Below are 15960 nucleotides of genomic sequence, written 5' to 3' on the forward strand. Positions count from 1 at the left end.
CAAGCTGTCACAAAGATTGCCATGATCGAGCTTTCGGCATGTGTCTAGAACGCAAAGCGCGGGTGCGCCGGACCACGCCGCCACCTGAAAGCGTCGTTGCAGGCTGGTACGAGAACGCCAACCTGCTCGATAGCTACAGCATCGATTTGAGTTCATCGAAACAGTACAGCATGCGCGTGCTGGCGACCCGGACAGTCGGCGATCAGCCCGCGTGGATCAAGGCGTTGCTCGCGGTCCGCGACGCGATGGTGACGCCCTTTGGCGTCAAAACCTCCGGCGAGGTCCGAGCGTCCAGGACCGACAACGAACGCGTGGACTTTTTCCCGGTGCAATGGGAAGGCAAGGACGAGATTGTGCTGGGTGAGGACGATCGACACCTGGACTTCCGATTGTCGCTGCTCCGTCGCAATTCTCCAACCGGCACGCAGCTCATCGCGACAACCGTCGTGCACTCCCACAATGCCTTCGGCCTCACCTATCTCAACGTGATCAGGCCCTTCCATCACTTCGTGGTCAGGGCCAACCTGGCACAGTTTGCGCGCGCACAAGGTTAGGTGGCCACAAGTCAGGAGGCCTCCATGACCGAGGTCACGGGTCACTCTTTAGGCGCGTCCGGCGCGATATGCTCCTCGGCGCATCAATGCCGAAGTCGACATGACATATCTCCAGACATTGTCCGATATCTGTGGGGTCGATGTTTTTACAGTGGGTGTCGGTTCGCAAGGTAATGAAGCCACTTCGCTCGCTATGTCTCAAAAATCTGAGAATTTCCGGCTAGAAACGCTTCGTCAAAATTCCCAATTTTCGGTCAGGCTCTTAGCCAGTTGGAAATTGGGCTTCATCCGCCCGTCATGAAACCATGGTGAAGAGCGCGCATGAAGCGCGCGACATCACTTGATTCGGCCTTGCCGCCCCACTTCGACCCCGTGCCCGCCCGGGTGCGCTGGAGCGAAGCGCGGGCAGCCGGCTGGTCGCCGTTCCGGCATCGTCTCAAGGCAACCGTCGACCTTTCCAGCAAAGGGCCGCCATGCGCATATTGATGGTCACCGACGCCTGGCGCCCGCAGGTCAACGGCGTCGTCCACACGCTGGAGCGGCTCACCGAAACGCTGAAATCCTTCGACGTGTCGGTGGATTTCTTGACCCCGAACATCTTTCGCACACTGCCCTTGCCGACCTACCCCGACATCAGGCTGGCGCTGACCACGCCAGGCCATGTCGCGCGCCTGATCGATGCCTACAAGACGGACCACGTCCACATCGTTACCGAAGGCCCGCTCGGCATCATGGCGCGGCGCTATTGCCGCAACGCCGGCCGGCCGTTCACCACCAGCTATCACACGCGCTTTCCCGAATATCTCAGCGCCCGTCTGCCGGTGCCGGAAAGCTGGGCCTATCGCTGGCTGCGCGATTTCCACAATTCCGGCCAGGGCACGCTGGTTGCCACCCAATCGCTCGCCGACGACCTTTCTGCGCGCGGCTTCAACAAGCTGAGGCCATGGACGCGCGGTGTCGACACCGACCATTTCCGCCCGGACAAGCGAAAGGATCTCGGCTTCCCCGGCCCGGTCTTCCTCTGCGTCGGCCGCGTCGCCATCGAGAAGAACCTCTCCGCCTTCCTCGACCTCGATCTGCCCGGCAGCAAGGTGATCGTCGGCGAAGGCCCGGAGCTTGCCAAATTGAAGGCGAAATATCCCAAGGCGCACTTCCTCGGCCACCGCCCCAATGACGAACTGGCCGAGATCTATGCCTCGGCCGATGTCTTCGTCTTCCCCAGCCGCACCGACACCTTCGGCAACGTCATCATCGAGGCGCTGGCCAGCGGCACGCCGGTAGCCGCCTATCCGGTGACTGGACCGATTGACATCGTCGGCGACGGCATTGGCGGCGCGGTCTCGACCGACCTTCGCGATGCGTCACTCGCCGCCCTCAAGGTTGACCGCGCCGAAGCCCGCGAACGCGCCATGCGCTACAGCTGGAAAGCCTGTGCGGAAATGTTCCTCGACTGTGTCGAGGAAGCGCTCGGCAGGACGCGCAAGCTGGCGGCCTAAAGAATAACCGGTATGTCCAAGCGGTTACGTACTCTATGGACGTCGATATCTCCCGCACCAAGATTCTTGGCCCGCCTCCTATCCAGGTGACATTCTCGGTAGACCCGTTAATGTGGCGGCGAATTTCCATATCACCAAGCGCTAAGCTTCCATCTATTGCGGGTGCGGAGTTGCCCAACACTGGGCCGGAATAGAGTCGTGCATGCAGGTCTTCCACAGGTTTAAAAATGTTGGTTGGAAGGCCGCAACAGTCCTGTTGTCGTTGATCCTTTACGTCGGCGCATACTCATCCGATATAAATCACTGGATGTTATTGACATTTCCAATATTGATTACTTTGATATGCATATTTTCAACGTGGAACAGAAGGGGAAATTTAAAGAATTTTGTTATGTCGTTCCTTTACCAGATTTCTGCCTATTTCGTTCTAAGCGTTGGCATTTTGGCCGACAAAAGCCTGCTGATATTAGGCTTCATTTCCATGCTATATATTTTTGCTGGCGCAGAAAGAGTACGCCAGCTTTAAGTGCGCTTCGAATTTCTACGGCAACAACGGATTGGAGTGCGCTTAAAACAGTCGCCCGCCGTCCGCCACCTTGCGCTCGATGGCGCCGAGCACCACCGCGCCCTCCTCATCGGGAAAGCCCAGCGTCAGCACTTCCGACATGAACGGCCCGATCTGGCGTGGTGGAAAATTGACCACCGCGAACACCTGCCGGCCGACCAGCGTCTGAGGCGTATAGTATTTGGTGATCTGCGCCGACGATTTCTTGATGCCGATGTCAGGCCCGAAATCGATCTTCAGCTTGAACGCAGGCTTGCGCGCTTCCGGAAACCGTTCGGCCTCGACGATCGTGCCGGCGCGGATGTCGACACGATCGAAATCGGCAAAACTGATCTCGGGCTTGCGCTCGCTGCTCGAACTCATGTCTGTCTTACCGGGGACTCAAGCGTTGCCGTAGGTCTCGAACAGCACGCCGGCCAGCGCATCCTTGGCCGAGGTTCCCGACCAGACGACGAATTGGAACGCCTGGAAATAGCATTCGCAGGCTTCCAGCGCCGAGGACAAGAGCACCTCGACCTGCTGGCTCGACGGCTCGACCCCGCCGGCCAAAAGCAGCGACTGGCGGAACATGATCGCGCCCTCCTGCTCCCAGAGGTCGAAATGGCCGAACAGCATCTGCTCGTTGATCAGCGACAGCAGCCGCATCACTTCCAGCGCGCGAGTCTCCGGCACCTTGATGTCGAAGGCGCAGGCCAGATGCAGCGCCTCGAAATCCTCCATCCAGGAGAAGGAGACGTGATAGTCGGTCCAGCTGCCGGCGACCGAGATCGAAATTTCATCGTCGCCGGCCCGTTCGAAGGACCAGTCATTGTTGTGGGCCACCTGCTCGATAACATCCACCGGATGGATTTCGCGGGAGAATTCGAGTTCGAGAAGTTCCATGGAATGCTTCCTGTCGTTCTGAGGAGCGCCGCCACACGCTCCGCGGGAGGGCACACACAACGAACAATCTGATCTAGAACTCGGACGGCCAGGACTTTCTTCGCGCTAAAGACTACTTCTCGACGCAAAGACCCCAGACCGGACCCCACCGCCCGGTCGCATGACCCTGCTCCGAATCATGCAACAAATTCAGTCTATTGATCGGGAGTCGCGTGAACAGCCCAATTTTTCGCACTGCGGCATTCGCATGTGGAAAGGCGCTGTCACAAAGATTCATGCAATGCCGTTAAGCGATTCACGGCAAAGCGATTTTCAGGATCGCACTATGTGGAAAAGTTTAACGATTATTTTTTTGCACGGGGCTTCGCCGCCGCCGCTGGTGCGGCATCACCGGCCAGTTCGGCGAGCTTCGCTTCGAGCGCCTCGATGCGGGCGGCAAGCCTGCTGTTCTCGTCCCGGGCCTTGGCCGCCATTTCGCGCGCTGCCTCGAACTCTTCGCGCTGCACAACGTCCATGGTGTTGAGAATACGCTCGGCCTGCCCCTTGAAGGCGGTCTCGACCTCACGGCGAACGCCTTGCGCGGCGCCCGCGGCATCGGTCATCAGCTTGGCGAATTCATCGAGAATGCGGTTCGGTCCGGTCGACATGGCAAATCCTCGCTTGCTCGAAATGACGTAGTGGCGCTGAGCGCCGAATGCAAGAACGTTGAGGGCTGGTGCGGCGTCTGCGTTGCTATGGCGCATGGCGGTGTCATGCCCAAATGAAGCTCTCAAACAGCCCCAAGCTGTACTTGAGAACGCCAAATCGCCTATTGTGGTTTCATCGCGTCTCGCGTCCAGCAGCGCTCGTCTCCAACCCAAGGTTAACCGAATGGCAACGCCCCCGCGCCGACCGACAAATCCATTCGCAGCCGCCGAAGCGGCCTTCAAGCCGGTCAAGAAGCCGGCAGCACCACCCCGCGAACCGTCAACCGCCCCAAATGTGCGGGAGCTCGTCTCGATCCGGATCGACCGGGCCGTGCTCGACCATTTCCAGGAAGAGGGTCCTGGCTGGCAGGACAGGATCAACGACGCATTGCGGCAGTTGGTGGCCGCCAAGGGGTGAGTTCAACACCCACGGCACGATGGCCGGCAATGGTGATCCGTCGCGACACTTGACGGCAACCGCCTTGCCTTGACCCTGCCAAAACCCTACCGCATGGTCCGCGCCCGAATGCGACCGCAACCGAGAGTTTCCCGTTGAACGAATATTTCCTGCTGCCGCTGGCATCGCTGCCGTTTCCCCAGATCAACCCGATCCTCATCCAGATCGGTCCGCTGGCGGTGCACTGGTATGGTATCGGCTACATCGTCGGCATCCTGTTTGCCTGGTGGTACGCCAAGCGTCTCGCCGCCAACCCGAAGCTGTGGCCCGACGGCATCCTGCCGATGAAGCCGGAGGACCTCGACGATTTCATCGTCTGGGCGGCGATCGGCGTCGTGCTCGGCGGCCGCACCGGCTATGTCCTGTTCTACGATCTGGCACGCTATATCGCGCATCCGCTCGACATCTTCGCGGTGTGGCAAGGCGGCATGTCCTTCCATGGCGGCCTGCTCGGCGTCATCCTCGCCATGACGCTGTTTTCCATCAAGCGCGGCATCCGCACTTGGTCGCTGTTCGATGTCGTGGCCGCCGGCGTGCCGGTTGGGCTCGGCCTGGTGCGCGTCGCCAACTTCATCAATTCCGAGCTTTGGGGCCGGCCGACGGATGTGCCCTGGGGAATAGAATTCCCCAATGGCGGACCGTTCACCCGCCATCCCAGCCAGCTTTACGAAGCCTTCCTCGAAGGCATCGTGCTGTTCCTCGTACTGCGCATCCTCACCCATTCGCGCTTCAAGCTGAAGACGCCGCGCTTCGTCGGCGGTGCCTTCATCTGCGGCTATGGCCTGTCGCGCATCTTCGTCGAGTTTTTCCGCGAACCCGACCAGCAGCTCGGCTATCTCCTCGGCACCAACTGGCTGACCATGGGCATGATCCTGTCGACGCCGATGGTGCTGGCCGGCATCTGGGCAATGGCGACCGCCAAGCCGGTGCCGCAACCCCAGCCGCAGGCGACATGACGCCGTTGAAGACCCGCATCGTCGACCTGATCGAGGCGCTCGGCCCCCTTCCCGTCAACGAATACATGGCGCTGTGCCTGTTCGACCCCGCCGACGGCTACTACACGACACGCGAGCCCTTCGGCGCTGCCGGCGACTTCATCACCGCGCCGGAGATCAGCCAGATGTTCGGCGAACTCGTCGCCGTCTGGCTCTACCAGGCCTGGCTGGCGACGGGTAAGCCGATGCCGGTGACCATTGCCGAGATCGGCCCGGGCCGCGGCACGCTGATGAAGGACATGCTGCGCACCCTGTCGCGGCTTGATCCCACGCTGACCAATGGCGCCGTCTTCGCCATGATCGAGACCAGCCCGCGCCTGACCGAGGTCCAGAAACAGACGCTCGGCGCGACACCTTTCGCGGTTGGCTGGCACGAGACCATCGAGACCTTGCCCGATCAGCCGCTGCTCATCGTCGGCAACGAATTGTTCGACGCTGTGCCGATCCGCCAGTTCGTCCGCGCCGGTACGGGCTGGCGCGAGCGCATGGTCAGCCTGGACGACGAGAATGCCCTTTGTTTCTTCGCCGGCGCCAGCTCGGTCGACCCGACGCTGCTGCCCGTTGACGCCGCTGAAGCGCCGCAAGGGGCGGTCGTCGAGATCGCTCCCGCCCGCACCGCGCTGATGGCGGCCATTGCCGAGCGCATGGCCCGCCATGGCGGCGCCGGCCTGTTCCTCGACTATGGCCATCTCCAGCCGGGTGTCGGCGACACGCTGCAGGCCTTGCGCCGGCACAATCACGAAGATGTGCTGGCCAATCCCGGCGAAGCCGACCTCACCTCGCATGTCGATTTCGCCGCCCTTGCCGCGACCGTGCGCGCGCATGGTCTCGACGCCCATCTGTCGACGCAAGGCAATTTCCTGCTCGGCATGGGCATTCTCGAGCGCGCCGGCCGGCTTGGCGCCGATGCCGGCCAGGCGGCACGCGACAAGATCACCGGCGATGTCGAACGCCTTGCCGGACCGCAGGCCATGGGCGAGCTGTTCAAGGTGCTTGCGGTCCTGCCGCGCGGTGTGCCGATCCGGCCCTTTGCCACGGCGGATTGACTTTTCACCGCTGCCCCTCCCAATCTCCCGTCCGGCAAAAGAGCGGCCGAACCGCCGGCCACCTCGCTTCCGGACTTTTTCTTGACGAAACCGCCCACACGGACAACAACGCCCGCATGCTCACTCAGACCAAACCGGATCCCGTTCGGTCGCCGCTGCTGGACAAGGCGCAGGCACAAGGCATCCGCCACGGCTATTTCACCCGTACAGGCGGCGTCTCGACCGGCATCTACCAGGGCCTCAACATCGGCACCGGATCGGATGACGACAAGGCGCTGGTGGCCGAGAACCGTGCCCGTGTCGCCGCCTGGATGGGCGTGCCGACGAGCCATCTGTTGACCGCCTGGCAGATCCATTCCCCCGACGTCATTGTCGTCAGGGAACCCTTTGCCGGCGAACGCCCCAAGGCCGATGCCATCGTCACCGACCGGCCGGGCATCGCCATCGGCGCCTCGACCGCCGATTGCGGCCCGGTGCTGTTCGCCGATGCCGGGGCGCGCATCATCGGCGCGGCGCATGCCGGCTGGAAAGGCGCCTTCACGGGCGTGCTGGAAAACACCATTGCCGCGATGGAAAGCCTGGGGGCCCGGCGTGAAAACATCGTCGCCGTGCTCGGCCCCTCGATCGGCCCCGAAAACTACGAAGTCGGGCCGGAATTCGTCGCCCGCTTCGTCGAGGTCGACGCGGAAAACATCAGCTACTTCGCGCCCTCCGCCACATCAGGCCATGCCATGTTCGATCTCAACCGTTACACGGTCGACCGTTTGGCCAGGGCCGGCGTGACCGCCGAGGGCCTCGGCCGCTGCACCTATGCCGAGGAAGATTTGTTTTACTCCTACCGGCGCACCACGCACCGCAAGGAGCCCGATTACGGCCGGCAGGTTTCGGCCATCGTTTTGGAGAAGGTATAATGGCGCTGCATTTTGAACGATCGGAATTTGACGCGCGGCGCGACCGGCTGATGATCGAGATGGCCGAGAAGAAACTCGACGCCATCCTGCTCTTCGCGCAGGAAAGCATGTACTGGCTGACCGGCTACGACACGTTCGGCTTCTGCTTCTTCCAGTGCCTGGTGGTAAAGGCCGACGGCTCGATGGTGCTTCTGACCCGTTCGGCCGACCTGCGCCAGGCGCGCCACACCTCGATCATCGACAACATCGTGCTGTGGACCGACCGCAACGGCGCCAACCCGGCGGTCGACCTGCGCAATCTGCTCAACGATCTCAACCTGCTTGGCGCCCGCATCGGCGTCGAATACGACACCCACGGCCTGACCGCTTTCAATGGCCGCCGGCTGGACGAGCAATTACAGACTTTTGGCCAGATCGCCGACGCCTCCGGCATTGTCGGCCGGCTGCGCCTGTTCAAGAGCCCGGCCGAGATCGCCAAGGCCGAGAAGGCCGCCAACCTCTCCGACGATGCGCTGGACGCGGCGCTGCCGCTGATCAAGCAGGGCGGCGACGAAGCGCTGATCCTGGCCGCCATGCAAGGCGCGGTCTTTGCCGGCGGCGGCGACTATCCGGCCAACGAGTTCATCATCGGCTCCGGTGTCGACGCGCTGCTCTGCCGCTACAAGGCCGGCCGCCGCAAGCTGACCAAGAACGACCAGCTGACGCTGGAATGGGCCGGTGTCTTCCATCATTACCATGCGCCGATGATGCGCACCGTGCTGACCGGCAAAGTGTCGAAGCGCCATCAGGAACTTTTCGACGCCGCGCGGGCCGCTCTTCTCGCCGTCGAAAAGGCGATGGCGCCGGGCAATACATTTGGCGATGTCTTCGACGCCCACGCCCGTACCATGGAGACGCACGGCCTGACCAAGCACCGGCTGAACGCCTGCGGCTACTCCGTCGGCGCCCGCTTCACGCCGTCCTGGATGGACATGCCGATGTTCTATCAGGGCAACCCCGAGCCGATCGCGCCGCACATGACGCTGTTCGCCCACATGATCATCATGGATTCCGAGACCGAGACGGCAATGACGCTTGGCCGCACCTACCTGACCACCGAATCCCAGCCGAAGCCGCTGTCCCGCCATGATCTCGACTTGATCGTACAGTGAATCCATAATGGGAGGCGTTCTTCGCCAAGGAGTTAGAAGGCAAATGAGACGATCGCATGTGACGACCGTGTCATTGCTTGTGGCATTGGCTCTTGCCGCCTGCACCAACGCAAAGGACGTTCTCGAACCTTCCGCCATCACCCCGCCGGCGACCTCAGCGCCAGCGACGCCGGGCAGCACTGCGGCCACGGTTCCCGCGCCATCGCCGACCGCGCCTGCTGCCACCACTGCTGGTGGCGCAACCACCGCGCCGCTGACCTCAGCCCAGAGCGCTGCCATCCTGTCGAAGACCCGGCTGCAGATCGCGCCGATCGTCGGCGCTTCGGTGGAGGCCGCCACGCCGCTGACGGCGGAACTGCAGACGCGGGCCAAGCAGCGTGGCATCACGCTTGCCGGCAGCGCCGACCAGACCGCGACCCATGTGCTGAAGGGCTATTTCTCGGCGATTTCGGAAGGCAAGGACACCACCGTCATCTATGTCTGGGACGTCTACGACCCCGCAGGCAACCGCCTGCACCGCATCAACGGCCAGATGAAGGCGCCTTCGGTTGGCAATGGCGGGGGCGCCGACAGCTGGAAGGACGTCTCGCCCGCAACCATGCAGGCAATCGCCGACCAGACCATCGACCAGTTCACGGCATTTCTCGGCGGCAAGGCGGGTTAGCAAGGCGTGCTGGAGTGTTGCCTCTCGGCGATGGCACCAACCTTTCTTGAGTTTAGCCGGCGGATTCCCAATCTCGACGCTTGCAATACCGGCGCGGGCCGCTAAAAGCCCGGTTAAAAGGTACGGGAGAGTCTGTCAGGCCTTCCCATCCTCCACCAGGAACGGTGCATGAAACTCTTCGCGGGCAATTCCAACAGAGTGCTGGCCGAAGCGGTCGCCCGCTATCTCAACATCCCGCTGGGCAAGGCCAGTGTCAGGCGCTTCGCCGACCAGGAAATCTTCGTCGAAATCCAGGAAAACGTGCGCGGCGAGGATGTTTTCATCCTGCAGTCGACCTCGTTCCCGACCAACGATCACCTGATGGAACTGCTCATCATGATCGACGCCTTCATGCGCTCCTCGGCCAAGCGCATCACGGCGGTGATTCCCTATTTCGGCTACGCCAGGCAAGATCGCCGCGCCTCGGGCCGCACGCCGATCTCGGCCAAGCTGGTCGCCAACATGATCACCCGCGCCGGCGTCGACCGCGTTCTGACGCTGGACCTCCATGCCGGCCAGATCCAGGGCTTCTTCGATATCCCGACTGACAATCTGTTCTCGGTGCCGGTGATGGCCCGCGACGTGAAGGCGAAATACAAGCAGCTCGGCAATGTCGTGGTGGTCTCGCCCGATATTGGCGGCGTGGTGCGGGCGCGTGCGCTGGCCAAGCGCTTCGATGCGCAACTCGCCATCGTCGACAAGCGCCGCGAGCGCCCGGGCGAATCGGAAGTCATGAACATCATCGGCGCCGTCGCCGGCAAGGATTGCCTGCTGATCGACGACATCGTCGATTCCGGCGGCACGCTGTGCAATGCCGCCGATGCGCTGCTGGCCAACGGCGCCACCAGCGTCACCGCCTATATCACCCATGGCGTGCTGTCGGGCGGCGCGGTCGCCCGCATCAGCGGCTCGAAGCTGCAGGAACTGGTGATCACCGATTCCATCCAGCCGACACAGGGCGTCCTCGACGCCCCCAACATCCGCGTCATCTCGATCGCCGACCTGATGGGCGAAGCCATCTCGCGCACAGCGACCGAGGAATCGGTGTCGAGCCTGTTCGACTAAAGCGAGACGCACTGAACCAGGACGATCTTGGTCTCGATAGAGATGGGTTTGCGCATGTATCAAAGCCATCATCGGGCACGTTCAGTTTGCTCTTTCCCGTCTACTTCCCTTTGGCGTTGACGCAGCCGCTTGACGTACGCTGAATCAACGAGGTTCTCTGACGATAGGCCTAAGGCGCAATTCGCTAGTGAAGCGTATGTGCTATCGGTTAGCTTTAGACCGTTCGGTATCGCGCCATAGTTCTCGCAGCTATTTTCCAGGATCGCGGCAAAAAGTGCTTTAAAAAAATCAGAGAGAGATGGTCGCAAGGCGCTGGTTCCTGCTGCCGTAAGCGGATCGGCGGCCAGTGCACTGGCTTTGTCGGCGTCAGTTGCCAACTCCCGCACGAAATCTCCCAGTGTTGGCCAATATTTCAGGTCGAATTGCCCACTTAAGTTGGCAAGCTTTTCGCGCACCCAGGAATCAAAAAGGTAGTTATCCCGGGCTGCAGCCTCAATCACACCGCATACGTCGTAATGTGTGTCGGTGTAGAATTGAGAATGGTTGTGAAGATCGGATCTTTCGTCGAGGAGGCCGGCCAAATCTGCCGCCTTGGTAGCGATCTCCCGGTTTACTACCTCAAGCCGCTCCTTTCCCTTCCGGGTGGCAGCAAGTTTATCCGGGCTCCAGAAGGCAGCTGCGCTCAAAAGGGTACCAAGGAACGACTCTAGCGCACGACACTGATCGTGCAATTTCTCATGGAGTTCATTGTAGACATCGATCAGTTCCGCCCTTCGCGATAGAAGGCGTTCTGCGACGGCATTTTCACTCGGCAGTATTTGGTGCTCGATATTGTATCGTATTCCCGAGCGCAAGATTTCCTCGCAGATTGCTGTCGGCTTTGCCGGGGACATCATGTTTCCTCGTGAGTTGGTTGAAATACCGCTTGACGCTACCGCACACAGGCAACCTGTGCGGCACCTGAGCAAAGAATTATTTCTTTGTTTCAGGTACCTAGCGCCAACCATGATCGGTCGCCGTTTCCTTGGTGCGCCTTCGGTCTTCTGCATTGTACCGCGAGCAGAGGTTTCCTTACGCGCTTGCCATGGCATACTGCCCCTCCAAACAATGGAGGAGGTGCAGATGACAATCCGGCGGAGGACTTTGCTCGGGCTTGCGGTTTCGATCGCGGCTGTCTTTTCGGCACCGGCGGCCTGGGCCGCCGATTTTCCGGACCGGACCATCACGATGGTTGTCCCCTTTTCCGCGGGCGGCTCGACGGATCTGGTCGCCCGTCTCGTCGCCAACAAGATGTCCGAAAACCTCGGGCAGCAGATTGTCGTTGAAAATGTTGGCGGGGCCGGCGGCAGCATCGGTGCTGCCCAGGTCGCCCGGGCCGAGCCGGACGGCTACACGATCCTCATGGGCACGGTTGCGACGCACGCGCTCAACCCTCTGATCCTCAAGACCAAGCCCTACGATGCGGAGAAGGATTTTGCTCCGATATCGCTGCTTGTGCTGGTGCCGAACGTCCTGGTCGTAAACCCCCAGTTTCCCGCCAAAGACGTCAAGGAACTGATCGAGCTGTTGAAGAAGGACCCGGACAAATACGCCTACGCCTCATCGGGCAATGGCACCCCGCTGCATCTGTCGGGCGAGCTTTTCAAGACGATGGCCGGCGTTGATATGCAGCACATACCCTACAAGGGCGCCGGGCCGGCCTTGAACGACGTTATCGCAAACCAGGTGCCGATGATGTTCGACAACCTGCCGTCTTCATCGGGCCATATCAAGGGCGGGACGCTCAGGGCTCTGGGCGTCACCACCAAGGAGCGCGTGCCCTCCTTCCCCGATTTGCCGGCAATTGCCGAAACCATTCCGGGCTACGAAACCTATAGCTGGAACGCTCTGTTCGCACCCGCGGGCACCCCGGCGGACGTGATCGAGGTTCTTCACAAGGCAGCAGCCAACGCGCTGCAGGATCCCGATGTGATTGCGCGCATGGGCCAATTCAGCGCCTCGATCGTGGCCTCCAGCCCCGAAGAGCTGGCAACGCATGTGAAGGCTGAACTCGCCAAGTGGGAGCCGATCGTCAAGGCCAGCGGCGTTCAGATGGATTAGGGCGTCAATGCGCACTCCGGCGCTGCTTACTATGGCGCCGGAGCCTCCAATCGAGGCTGCGTCCGCCGCATGCCTTCGCCGTCTCGCGTGCCACGCATATAGCCGCGCGGCGAGGAGCCCAGCATGCGCTTGAACATGGTGATGAAGGCCGGCACGCTGTCATAGCCCAAGTCGAGCGCCACCCGGGTGATCGGCTCGCCATCGGCGAGCCTGGGCAGCGCCGCGAACAGGCAGGCCTGCTGGCGCCATGTCGACAGCGACAGGCCGGTCTGGCGCTGGAAGGCGCGCGTGAAGGAGCGCCGGCTCATGCCGGCGGCATCCGCCCATTCGTCGATCGTCGCATGCGGCGAAGGTGCGGCGACGAAGCGACGGCACAGTATCGCCAGCCTCGGATCGGACGGGAACGGCAGCCCGAGCGGCCGTTCCGGCAAGGTCGGGATTTCATGCAGCAACAGGTTCATGATCAGCCCGCCGCGCCCTTGCAACTCGCCGCCTTGCGGCAGTTTCTCCGATTCCACGATCAGGCTGTGCATCAGCTCGGTGACGCCGACGACGCGCAACCCTTCCGGCAGGCCGGGAATCGCGCCCGGCATGACATAGACCGAGCGCATCGAGACATCGCCCAGCATCTCGACGGAATGCTCCGTGCCGGCCGGAATCCACATCGCGTGGTCGGGCGGCACCATCCAGCGCCCGTGCCGCGTCGTCACCAGCACGACGCCGACCAGCGCGTGCAGCAACTGGCTGCGGCTGTGGCGGTGCTGCGGCACATGGTAACCGTCGGGATATTCGGTCGGCAACGCCACCGCCGGCCCGGCGACCTCCTCCAGCCATTGCCAGCGACTCTCATGCAATTGGCCGAGATCGGCGTTGCCGGCGCGAAAGATTTCCCTGCCATGTGGCATTGGGTATGGCCCACTTGCGAAACTATTGGACCAAACCACGAAAGAAGTCGCGCTGCAAGCAGCCTATAAGGCAACCGTCTCTAAGGCGGCTGCAGGCGCATCCGCCAGATTGCCTGCGGGCGTGCCCGCCAAAAAGACCACGGAGCCACCCTTGACCGATACGACAGCCGCCAGCGTCGCGCCACCAGCGCCCACCAGTCACACTTCCGCCCAGGCGACGGCCTTCACCGTCATCCTGGCAGTGAGCTTCTGCCACGGCATCAACGACATCATGCAGTCGCTGCTATCGGCCATTTATCCCTTGCTGAAAGAGAATTACGGCCTCGATTTCTGGCAGATCGGCCTTCTGACCTTCACCTTCCAGGTGACCGCCTCGCTGCTGCAGCCGGTGATCGGCATGATCACCGACAAGCGGCCGATGCCCTATTCCTTGCCCTATGGCATGGCCTCGTCGCTGATCGGCCTGGTCGTGCTGGCCTATGCCGGGCACTACTATCTGCTGCTGCTCGGCGCCTCGCTGATCGGCATCGGCTCGGCGATCTTCCATCCGGAATCCTCGCGCATCGCCCGCTTCGCCTCGGGCGGCCGCTTCGGCCTGGCGCAGTCGCTGTTCCAGGTCGGCGGCAATTTCGGCCAGTCCATGGGGCCGCTGCTGGCTGCCTTCATCGTCGTGCCGTTCGGCCAGACCAGCATCGCCTGGTTCGCCGTCGGCTCGCTGATCGGCATTGTCGTTCTGTGGCAGGTCGGCGGCTGGTACAGTCGTCTGCGCGCCGCGCAAGGCACCCGCAAGGCGGCAAGCTTCGTCTCGCCCTTCCCGCGACGCAAGGTGATGAACGCGCTGATCGTGCTGACCTTGCTGGTGCTGAGCAAGAACGCCTACATCGCCAGCCTCGCCAGCTACTACACCTTCTATTCCATCCATAAGTTCGGCGTGTCGGTGCAGATGTCGCAGATCATGCTGTTCCTGTTCCTGGGCGCCTCGGCGCTGGGCATCCTGCTCGGCGGCCCGTTTGGCGACCGTTATGGGCAGAAGGCGATGATCTGGTTCTCGATCGTCGGCGTGCTGCCCTTCACGCTGGCGCTGCCCTACGCCAACATGGAATGGACGATGGTGCTCACCGTGCTGATCGGCCTCATCCTGTCGTCGGCCTTCTCCAACATCGTCGTCTTCGCGCAGGAACTGGTGCCCGGCCGCGTCGGCATGATCGCCGGCATCTTCTTCGGCTTCGCCTTCGGCATGGGCGGCATCGCGGCCGCCGTGCTCGGCGTCGTCGCCGACATGAAGGGCATCGATTTCGTCTTCCAGATCTGCTCGTATTTGCCGTTCCTGGGCCTGCTGACGGTGTTCCTGCCGAACATGAAGGAAGCCCGCAAGGCTCAGGCGGCCGCCTAGACCCGGCCGACCCTCAATTGATGCAGAAGCACCCGCCAGCCGGCGGGTGCTTTTTCTTTGCCGTTCCCTGTGAATTCAAGTCTTGAAGAAGGCCAGCAGGTCGGCGTTGATGACATCGGCATGGATTGTCGCCATACCGTGCGGAAAGCCCTTGTAGACCTTGAGCTCGCCCTTCTTGAGCAGGTTGATCGACAGCAGCGCCGAGTCGGCGATGGGAACGATCTGGTCGTCGTCGCCATGCATGACCAGTACCGGCACGTCGATCGCCTTCAGATCCTCGGTGAAGTCGGTTTCCGAGAAAGCCTTGATGCAATCATAATGCGCCTTGGTGCCCCCCATCATGCCCTGGCGCCACCAATTGTCGATGACGCCCTGCGAGACCTCGGCGCCCGGGCGATTGAAGCCGTAGAACGGACCGGCCGGAACGTCGCGGAAGAACTGGGCGCGGTTGGCTGCCTGGGCGGCGCGGAAGCCGTCAAACACCTCGATCGGCAGGCCGCCGGGATTGGCAGCTGTCTTGAGCATGATCGGCGGCACCGCACCGATCAGCACCGCCTTGGCGACACGGCCGCCTGAGCCGTATTGCGCAACGTAGCGCGCCACCTCGCCGCCGCCGGTCGAGTGGCCGACATGGATGGCGTTCTTGAGGTCGAGATGCGCGGCAAGTTCGGCCACATCGGCGGCATAGGTGCCCATCTCGTTGCCGATATCCGTCTGGGTCGAGCGGCCATGGCCGCGGCGGTCATGGGCGATGACGCGGTAGCCTTGCGCCAGGAAGAACAGCATCTGGGCATCCCAGTCGTCGCTGCTCAACGGCCAGCCATGATGGAAGACGATGGGCTGACCGGTTCCCCAGTCCTTGTAGAAAATCTGCGTGCCGTCCTTGGTGGTGATCGTGCCGCTGCCGGAGCCGGACTTTGTCTGCGAAGCCATCTCAATCTCCTTTGATTGTTTTCGCGATAAACAATATCGCGATATCGATATGGCTAACGCAGGTCGAAAGCCTTGTCTACAAAAATATATATCGCGATATCATTTTTCGTGGTACATA

17 protein-coding genes are annotated in these 15960 nt (G+C 61.9%); 11 read left to right on the plus strand and 6 right to left on the minus strand.

The features are described 5' to 3' along the window. Window positions 1-38 precede the first annotated feature (38 nt). On the plus strand, window positions 39-554 hold the full coding sequence (locus AC1DX4_RS31700; RefSeq protein ID WP_477224063.1) for a DUF2867 domain-containing protein: 516 nt from the start codon (window positions 39-41) through the stop codon (window positions 552-554). A gap of 473 nt (window positions 555-1027) precedes the next feature. Beyond that, on the plus strand, window positions 1028-2050 hold the full coding sequence (locus AC1DX4_RS31705; protein WP_477224064.1) for a glycosyltransferase family 4 protein: 1023 nt from the start codon (window positions 1028-1030) through the stop codon (window positions 2048-2050). A gap of 568 nt (window positions 2051-2618) precedes the next feature. Here the strand turns inward: AC1DX4_RS31705 and AC1DX4_RS31710 are convergent. The 3 genes from AC1DX4_RS31710 to AC1DX4_RS31720 form a co-directional block, all read right to left on the minus strand. Beyond that, complete coding sequence (locus tag AC1DX4_RS31710) at window positions 2619-2978, minus strand: tRNA-binding protein (RefSeq protein ID WP_477224065.1); 360 nt, start codon at window positions 2976-2978, stop codon at window positions 2619-2621. Window positions 2979-2996: 18 nt separating this feature from the next. Beyond that, window positions 2997-3497, minus strand: coding sequence for a type III secretion system chaperone family protein (locus AC1DX4_RS31715; RefSeq protein WP_013893499.1), 501 nt, complete (start codon window positions 3495-3497; stop codon window positions 2997-2999). Window positions 3498-3841: 344 nt separating this feature from the next. After that, window positions 3842-4144, minus strand: a complete 303-nt coding sequence (locus AC1DX4_RS31720) for an accessory factor UbiK family protein (RefSeq protein ID WP_477224066.1) — start codon at window positions 4142-4144, stop codon at window positions 3842-3844. 223 nt (window positions 4145-4367) lie between these two features. On the opposite strand from AC1DX4_RS31720, the gene AC1DX4_RS31725 reads away from it, so the two are divergent. From AC1DX4_RS31725 to AC1DX4_RS31755, 7 genes are all read left to right on the plus strand, one after another. After that, window positions 4368-4601 carry a BrnA antitoxin family protein gene (locus AC1DX4_RS31725; protein ID WP_477224067.1) on the plus strand — a complete coding sequence of 78 codons (234 nt, stop codon included), beginning with the start codon at window positions 4368-4370 and terminating at the stop codon, window positions 4599-4601. Window positions 4602-4735: 134 nt separating this feature from the next. After that, window positions 4736-5596, plus strand: coding sequence for a prolipoprotein diacylglyceryl transferase (gene lgt / locus AC1DX4_RS31730; RefSeq protein ID WP_477224068.1), 861 nt, complete (start codon window positions 4736-4738; stop codon window positions 5594-5596). Next, window positions 5593-6681, plus strand: coding sequence for a class I SAM-dependent methyltransferase (locus AC1DX4_RS31735; RefSeq protein WP_477224069.1), 1089 nt, complete (start codon window positions 5593-5595; stop codon window positions 6679-6681). The genes lgt and AC1DX4_RS31735 overlap by 4 nt, the downstream gene beginning before the upstream one ends. 116 nt (window positions 6682-6797) lie before the next feature. Further along, window positions 6798-7592 (plus strand): peptidoglycan editing factor PgeF, encoded by a 795-nt coding sequence (gene pgeF / locus AC1DX4_RS31740; protein ID WP_477224070.1) that lies wholly within the window; start codon window positions 6798-6800, stop codon window positions 7590-7592. Further along, window positions 7592-8743, plus strand: a complete 1152-nt coding sequence (locus tag AC1DX4_RS31745) for a M24 family metallopeptidase (protein ID WP_477224071.1) — start codon at window positions 7592-7594, stop codon at window positions 8741-8743. The genes pgeF and AC1DX4_RS31745 overlap by 1 nt, the downstream gene beginning before the upstream one ends. 43 nt (window positions 8744-8786) lie before the next feature. After that, window positions 8787-9407 (plus strand): hypothetical protein, encoded by a 621-nt coding sequence (locus AC1DX4_RS31750; protein WP_477224072.1) that lies wholly within the window; start codon window positions 8787-8789, stop codon window positions 9405-9407. Between the two features lie 168 nt (window positions 9408-9575). Beyond that, window positions 9576-10511, plus strand: a complete 936-nt coding sequence (locus AC1DX4_RS31755; RefSeq protein WP_019860650.1) for a ribose-phosphate pyrophosphokinase — start codon at window positions 9576-9578, stop codon at window positions 10509-10511. Window positions 10512-10579: 68 nt separating this feature from the next. On the opposite strand, the gene AC1DX4_RS31760 is transcribed toward AC1DX4_RS31755, so the two are convergent. Then, window positions 10580-11365 (minus strand): hypothetical protein, encoded by a 786-nt coding sequence (locus tag AC1DX4_RS31760; protein WP_477224073.1) that lies wholly within the window; start codon window positions 11363-11365, stop codon window positions 10580-10582. Window positions 11366-11618: 253 nt separating this feature from the next. Between AC1DX4_RS31760 and AC1DX4_RS31765 the strand changes: the two genes are divergently transcribed. Next, a complete protein-coding gene (locus tag AC1DX4_RS31765; protein WP_477224135.1) occupies window positions 11619-12611 on the plus strand; it encodes a Bug family tripartite tricarboxylate transporter substrate binding protein in 993 nt (330 codons plus the stop codon). Between the two features lie 29 nt (window positions 12612-12640). Here the strand turns inward: AC1DX4_RS31765 and AC1DX4_RS31770 are convergent, their stop codons facing one another. Beyond that, window positions 12641-13516: an AraC family transcriptional regulator gene (locus AC1DX4_RS31770; protein ID WP_477224074.1), complete on the minus strand. Its 876-nt coding sequence runs from the start codon at window positions 13514-13516 to the stop codon at window positions 12641-12643. 151 nt (window positions 13517-13667) lie between these two features. On the opposite strand from AC1DX4_RS31770, the gene AC1DX4_RS31775 reads away from it, so the two are divergent. Beyond that, window positions 13668-14909, plus strand: a complete 1242-nt coding sequence (locus tag AC1DX4_RS31775; protein WP_477224075.1) for an MFS transporter — start codon at window positions 13668-13670, stop codon at window positions 14907-14909. A gap of 75 nt (window positions 14910-14984) precedes the next feature. Here the strand turns inward: AC1DX4_RS31775 and AC1DX4_RS31780 are convergent, their stop codons facing one another. Continuing rightward, window positions 14985-15842, minus strand: a complete 858-nt coding sequence (locus AC1DX4_RS31780; protein WP_477224076.1) for an alpha/beta fold hydrolase — start codon at window positions 15840-15842, stop codon at window positions 14985-14987. Window positions 15843-15960: the final 118 nt, after the last annotated feature.

Source organism: Mesorhizobium sp. P3_A8, assembly GCF_056402995.1.

Coding starts and splice junctions, on each gene's coding strand:
- AC1DX4_RS31700 (WP_477224063.1), top strand. CDS start 39: ATGTGTCTAGAACGCAAAGCGCGGGTGCGCCGGACCACGCCGCCACCT.
- AC1DX4_RS31705 (WP_477224064.1), top strand. CDS start 1,028: ATGCGCATATTGATGGTCACCGACGCCTGGCGCCCGCAGGTCAACGGC.
- AC1DX4_RS31710 (WP_477224065.1), bottom strand. CDS start 2,978: ATGAGTTCGAGCAGCGAGCGCAAGCCCGAGATCAGTTTTGCCGATTTC.
- AC1DX4_RS31715 (WP_013893499.1), bottom strand. CDS start 3,497: ATGGAACTTCTCGAACTCGAATTCTCCCGCGAAATCCATCCGGTGGAT.
- AC1DX4_RS31720 (WP_477224066.1), bottom strand. CDS start 4,144: ATGTCGACCGGACCGAACCGCATTCTCGATGAATTCGCCAAGCTGATG.
- AC1DX4_RS31725 (WP_477224067.1), top strand. CDS start 4,368: ATGGCAACGCCCCCGCGCCGACCGACAAATCCATTCGCAGCCGCCGAA.
- AC1DX4_RS31735 (WP_477224069.1), top strand. CDS start 5,593: ATGACGCCGTTGAAGACCCGCATCGTCGACCTGATCGAGGCGCTCGGC.
- pgeF (WP_477224070.1), top strand. CDS start 6,798: ATGCTCACTCAGACCAAACCGGATCCCGTTCGGTCGCCGCTGCTGGAC.
- AC1DX4_RS31745 (WP_477224071.1), top strand. CDS start 7,592: ATGGCGCTGCATTTTGAACGATCGGAATTTGACGCGCGGCGCGACCGG.
- AC1DX4_RS31750 (WP_477224072.1), top strand. CDS start 8,787: ATGAGACGATCGCATGTGACGACCGTGTCATTGCTTGTGGCATTGGCT.
- AC1DX4_RS31755 (WP_019860650.1), top strand. CDS start 9,576: ATGAAACTCTTCGCGGGCAATTCCAACAGAGTGCTGGCCGAAGCGGTC.
- AC1DX4_RS31765 (WP_477224135.1), top strand. CDS start 11,619: ATGGAGGAGGTGCAGATGACAATCCGGCGGAGGACTTTGCTCGGGCTT.
- AC1DX4_RS31770 (WP_477224074.1), bottom strand. CDS start 13,516: ATGCCACATGGCAGGGAAATCTTTCGCGCCGGCAACGCCGATCTCGGC.
- AC1DX4_RS31780 (WP_477224076.1), bottom strand. CDS start 15,842: ATGGCTTCGCAGACAAAGTCCGGCTCCGGCAGCGGCACGATCACCACC.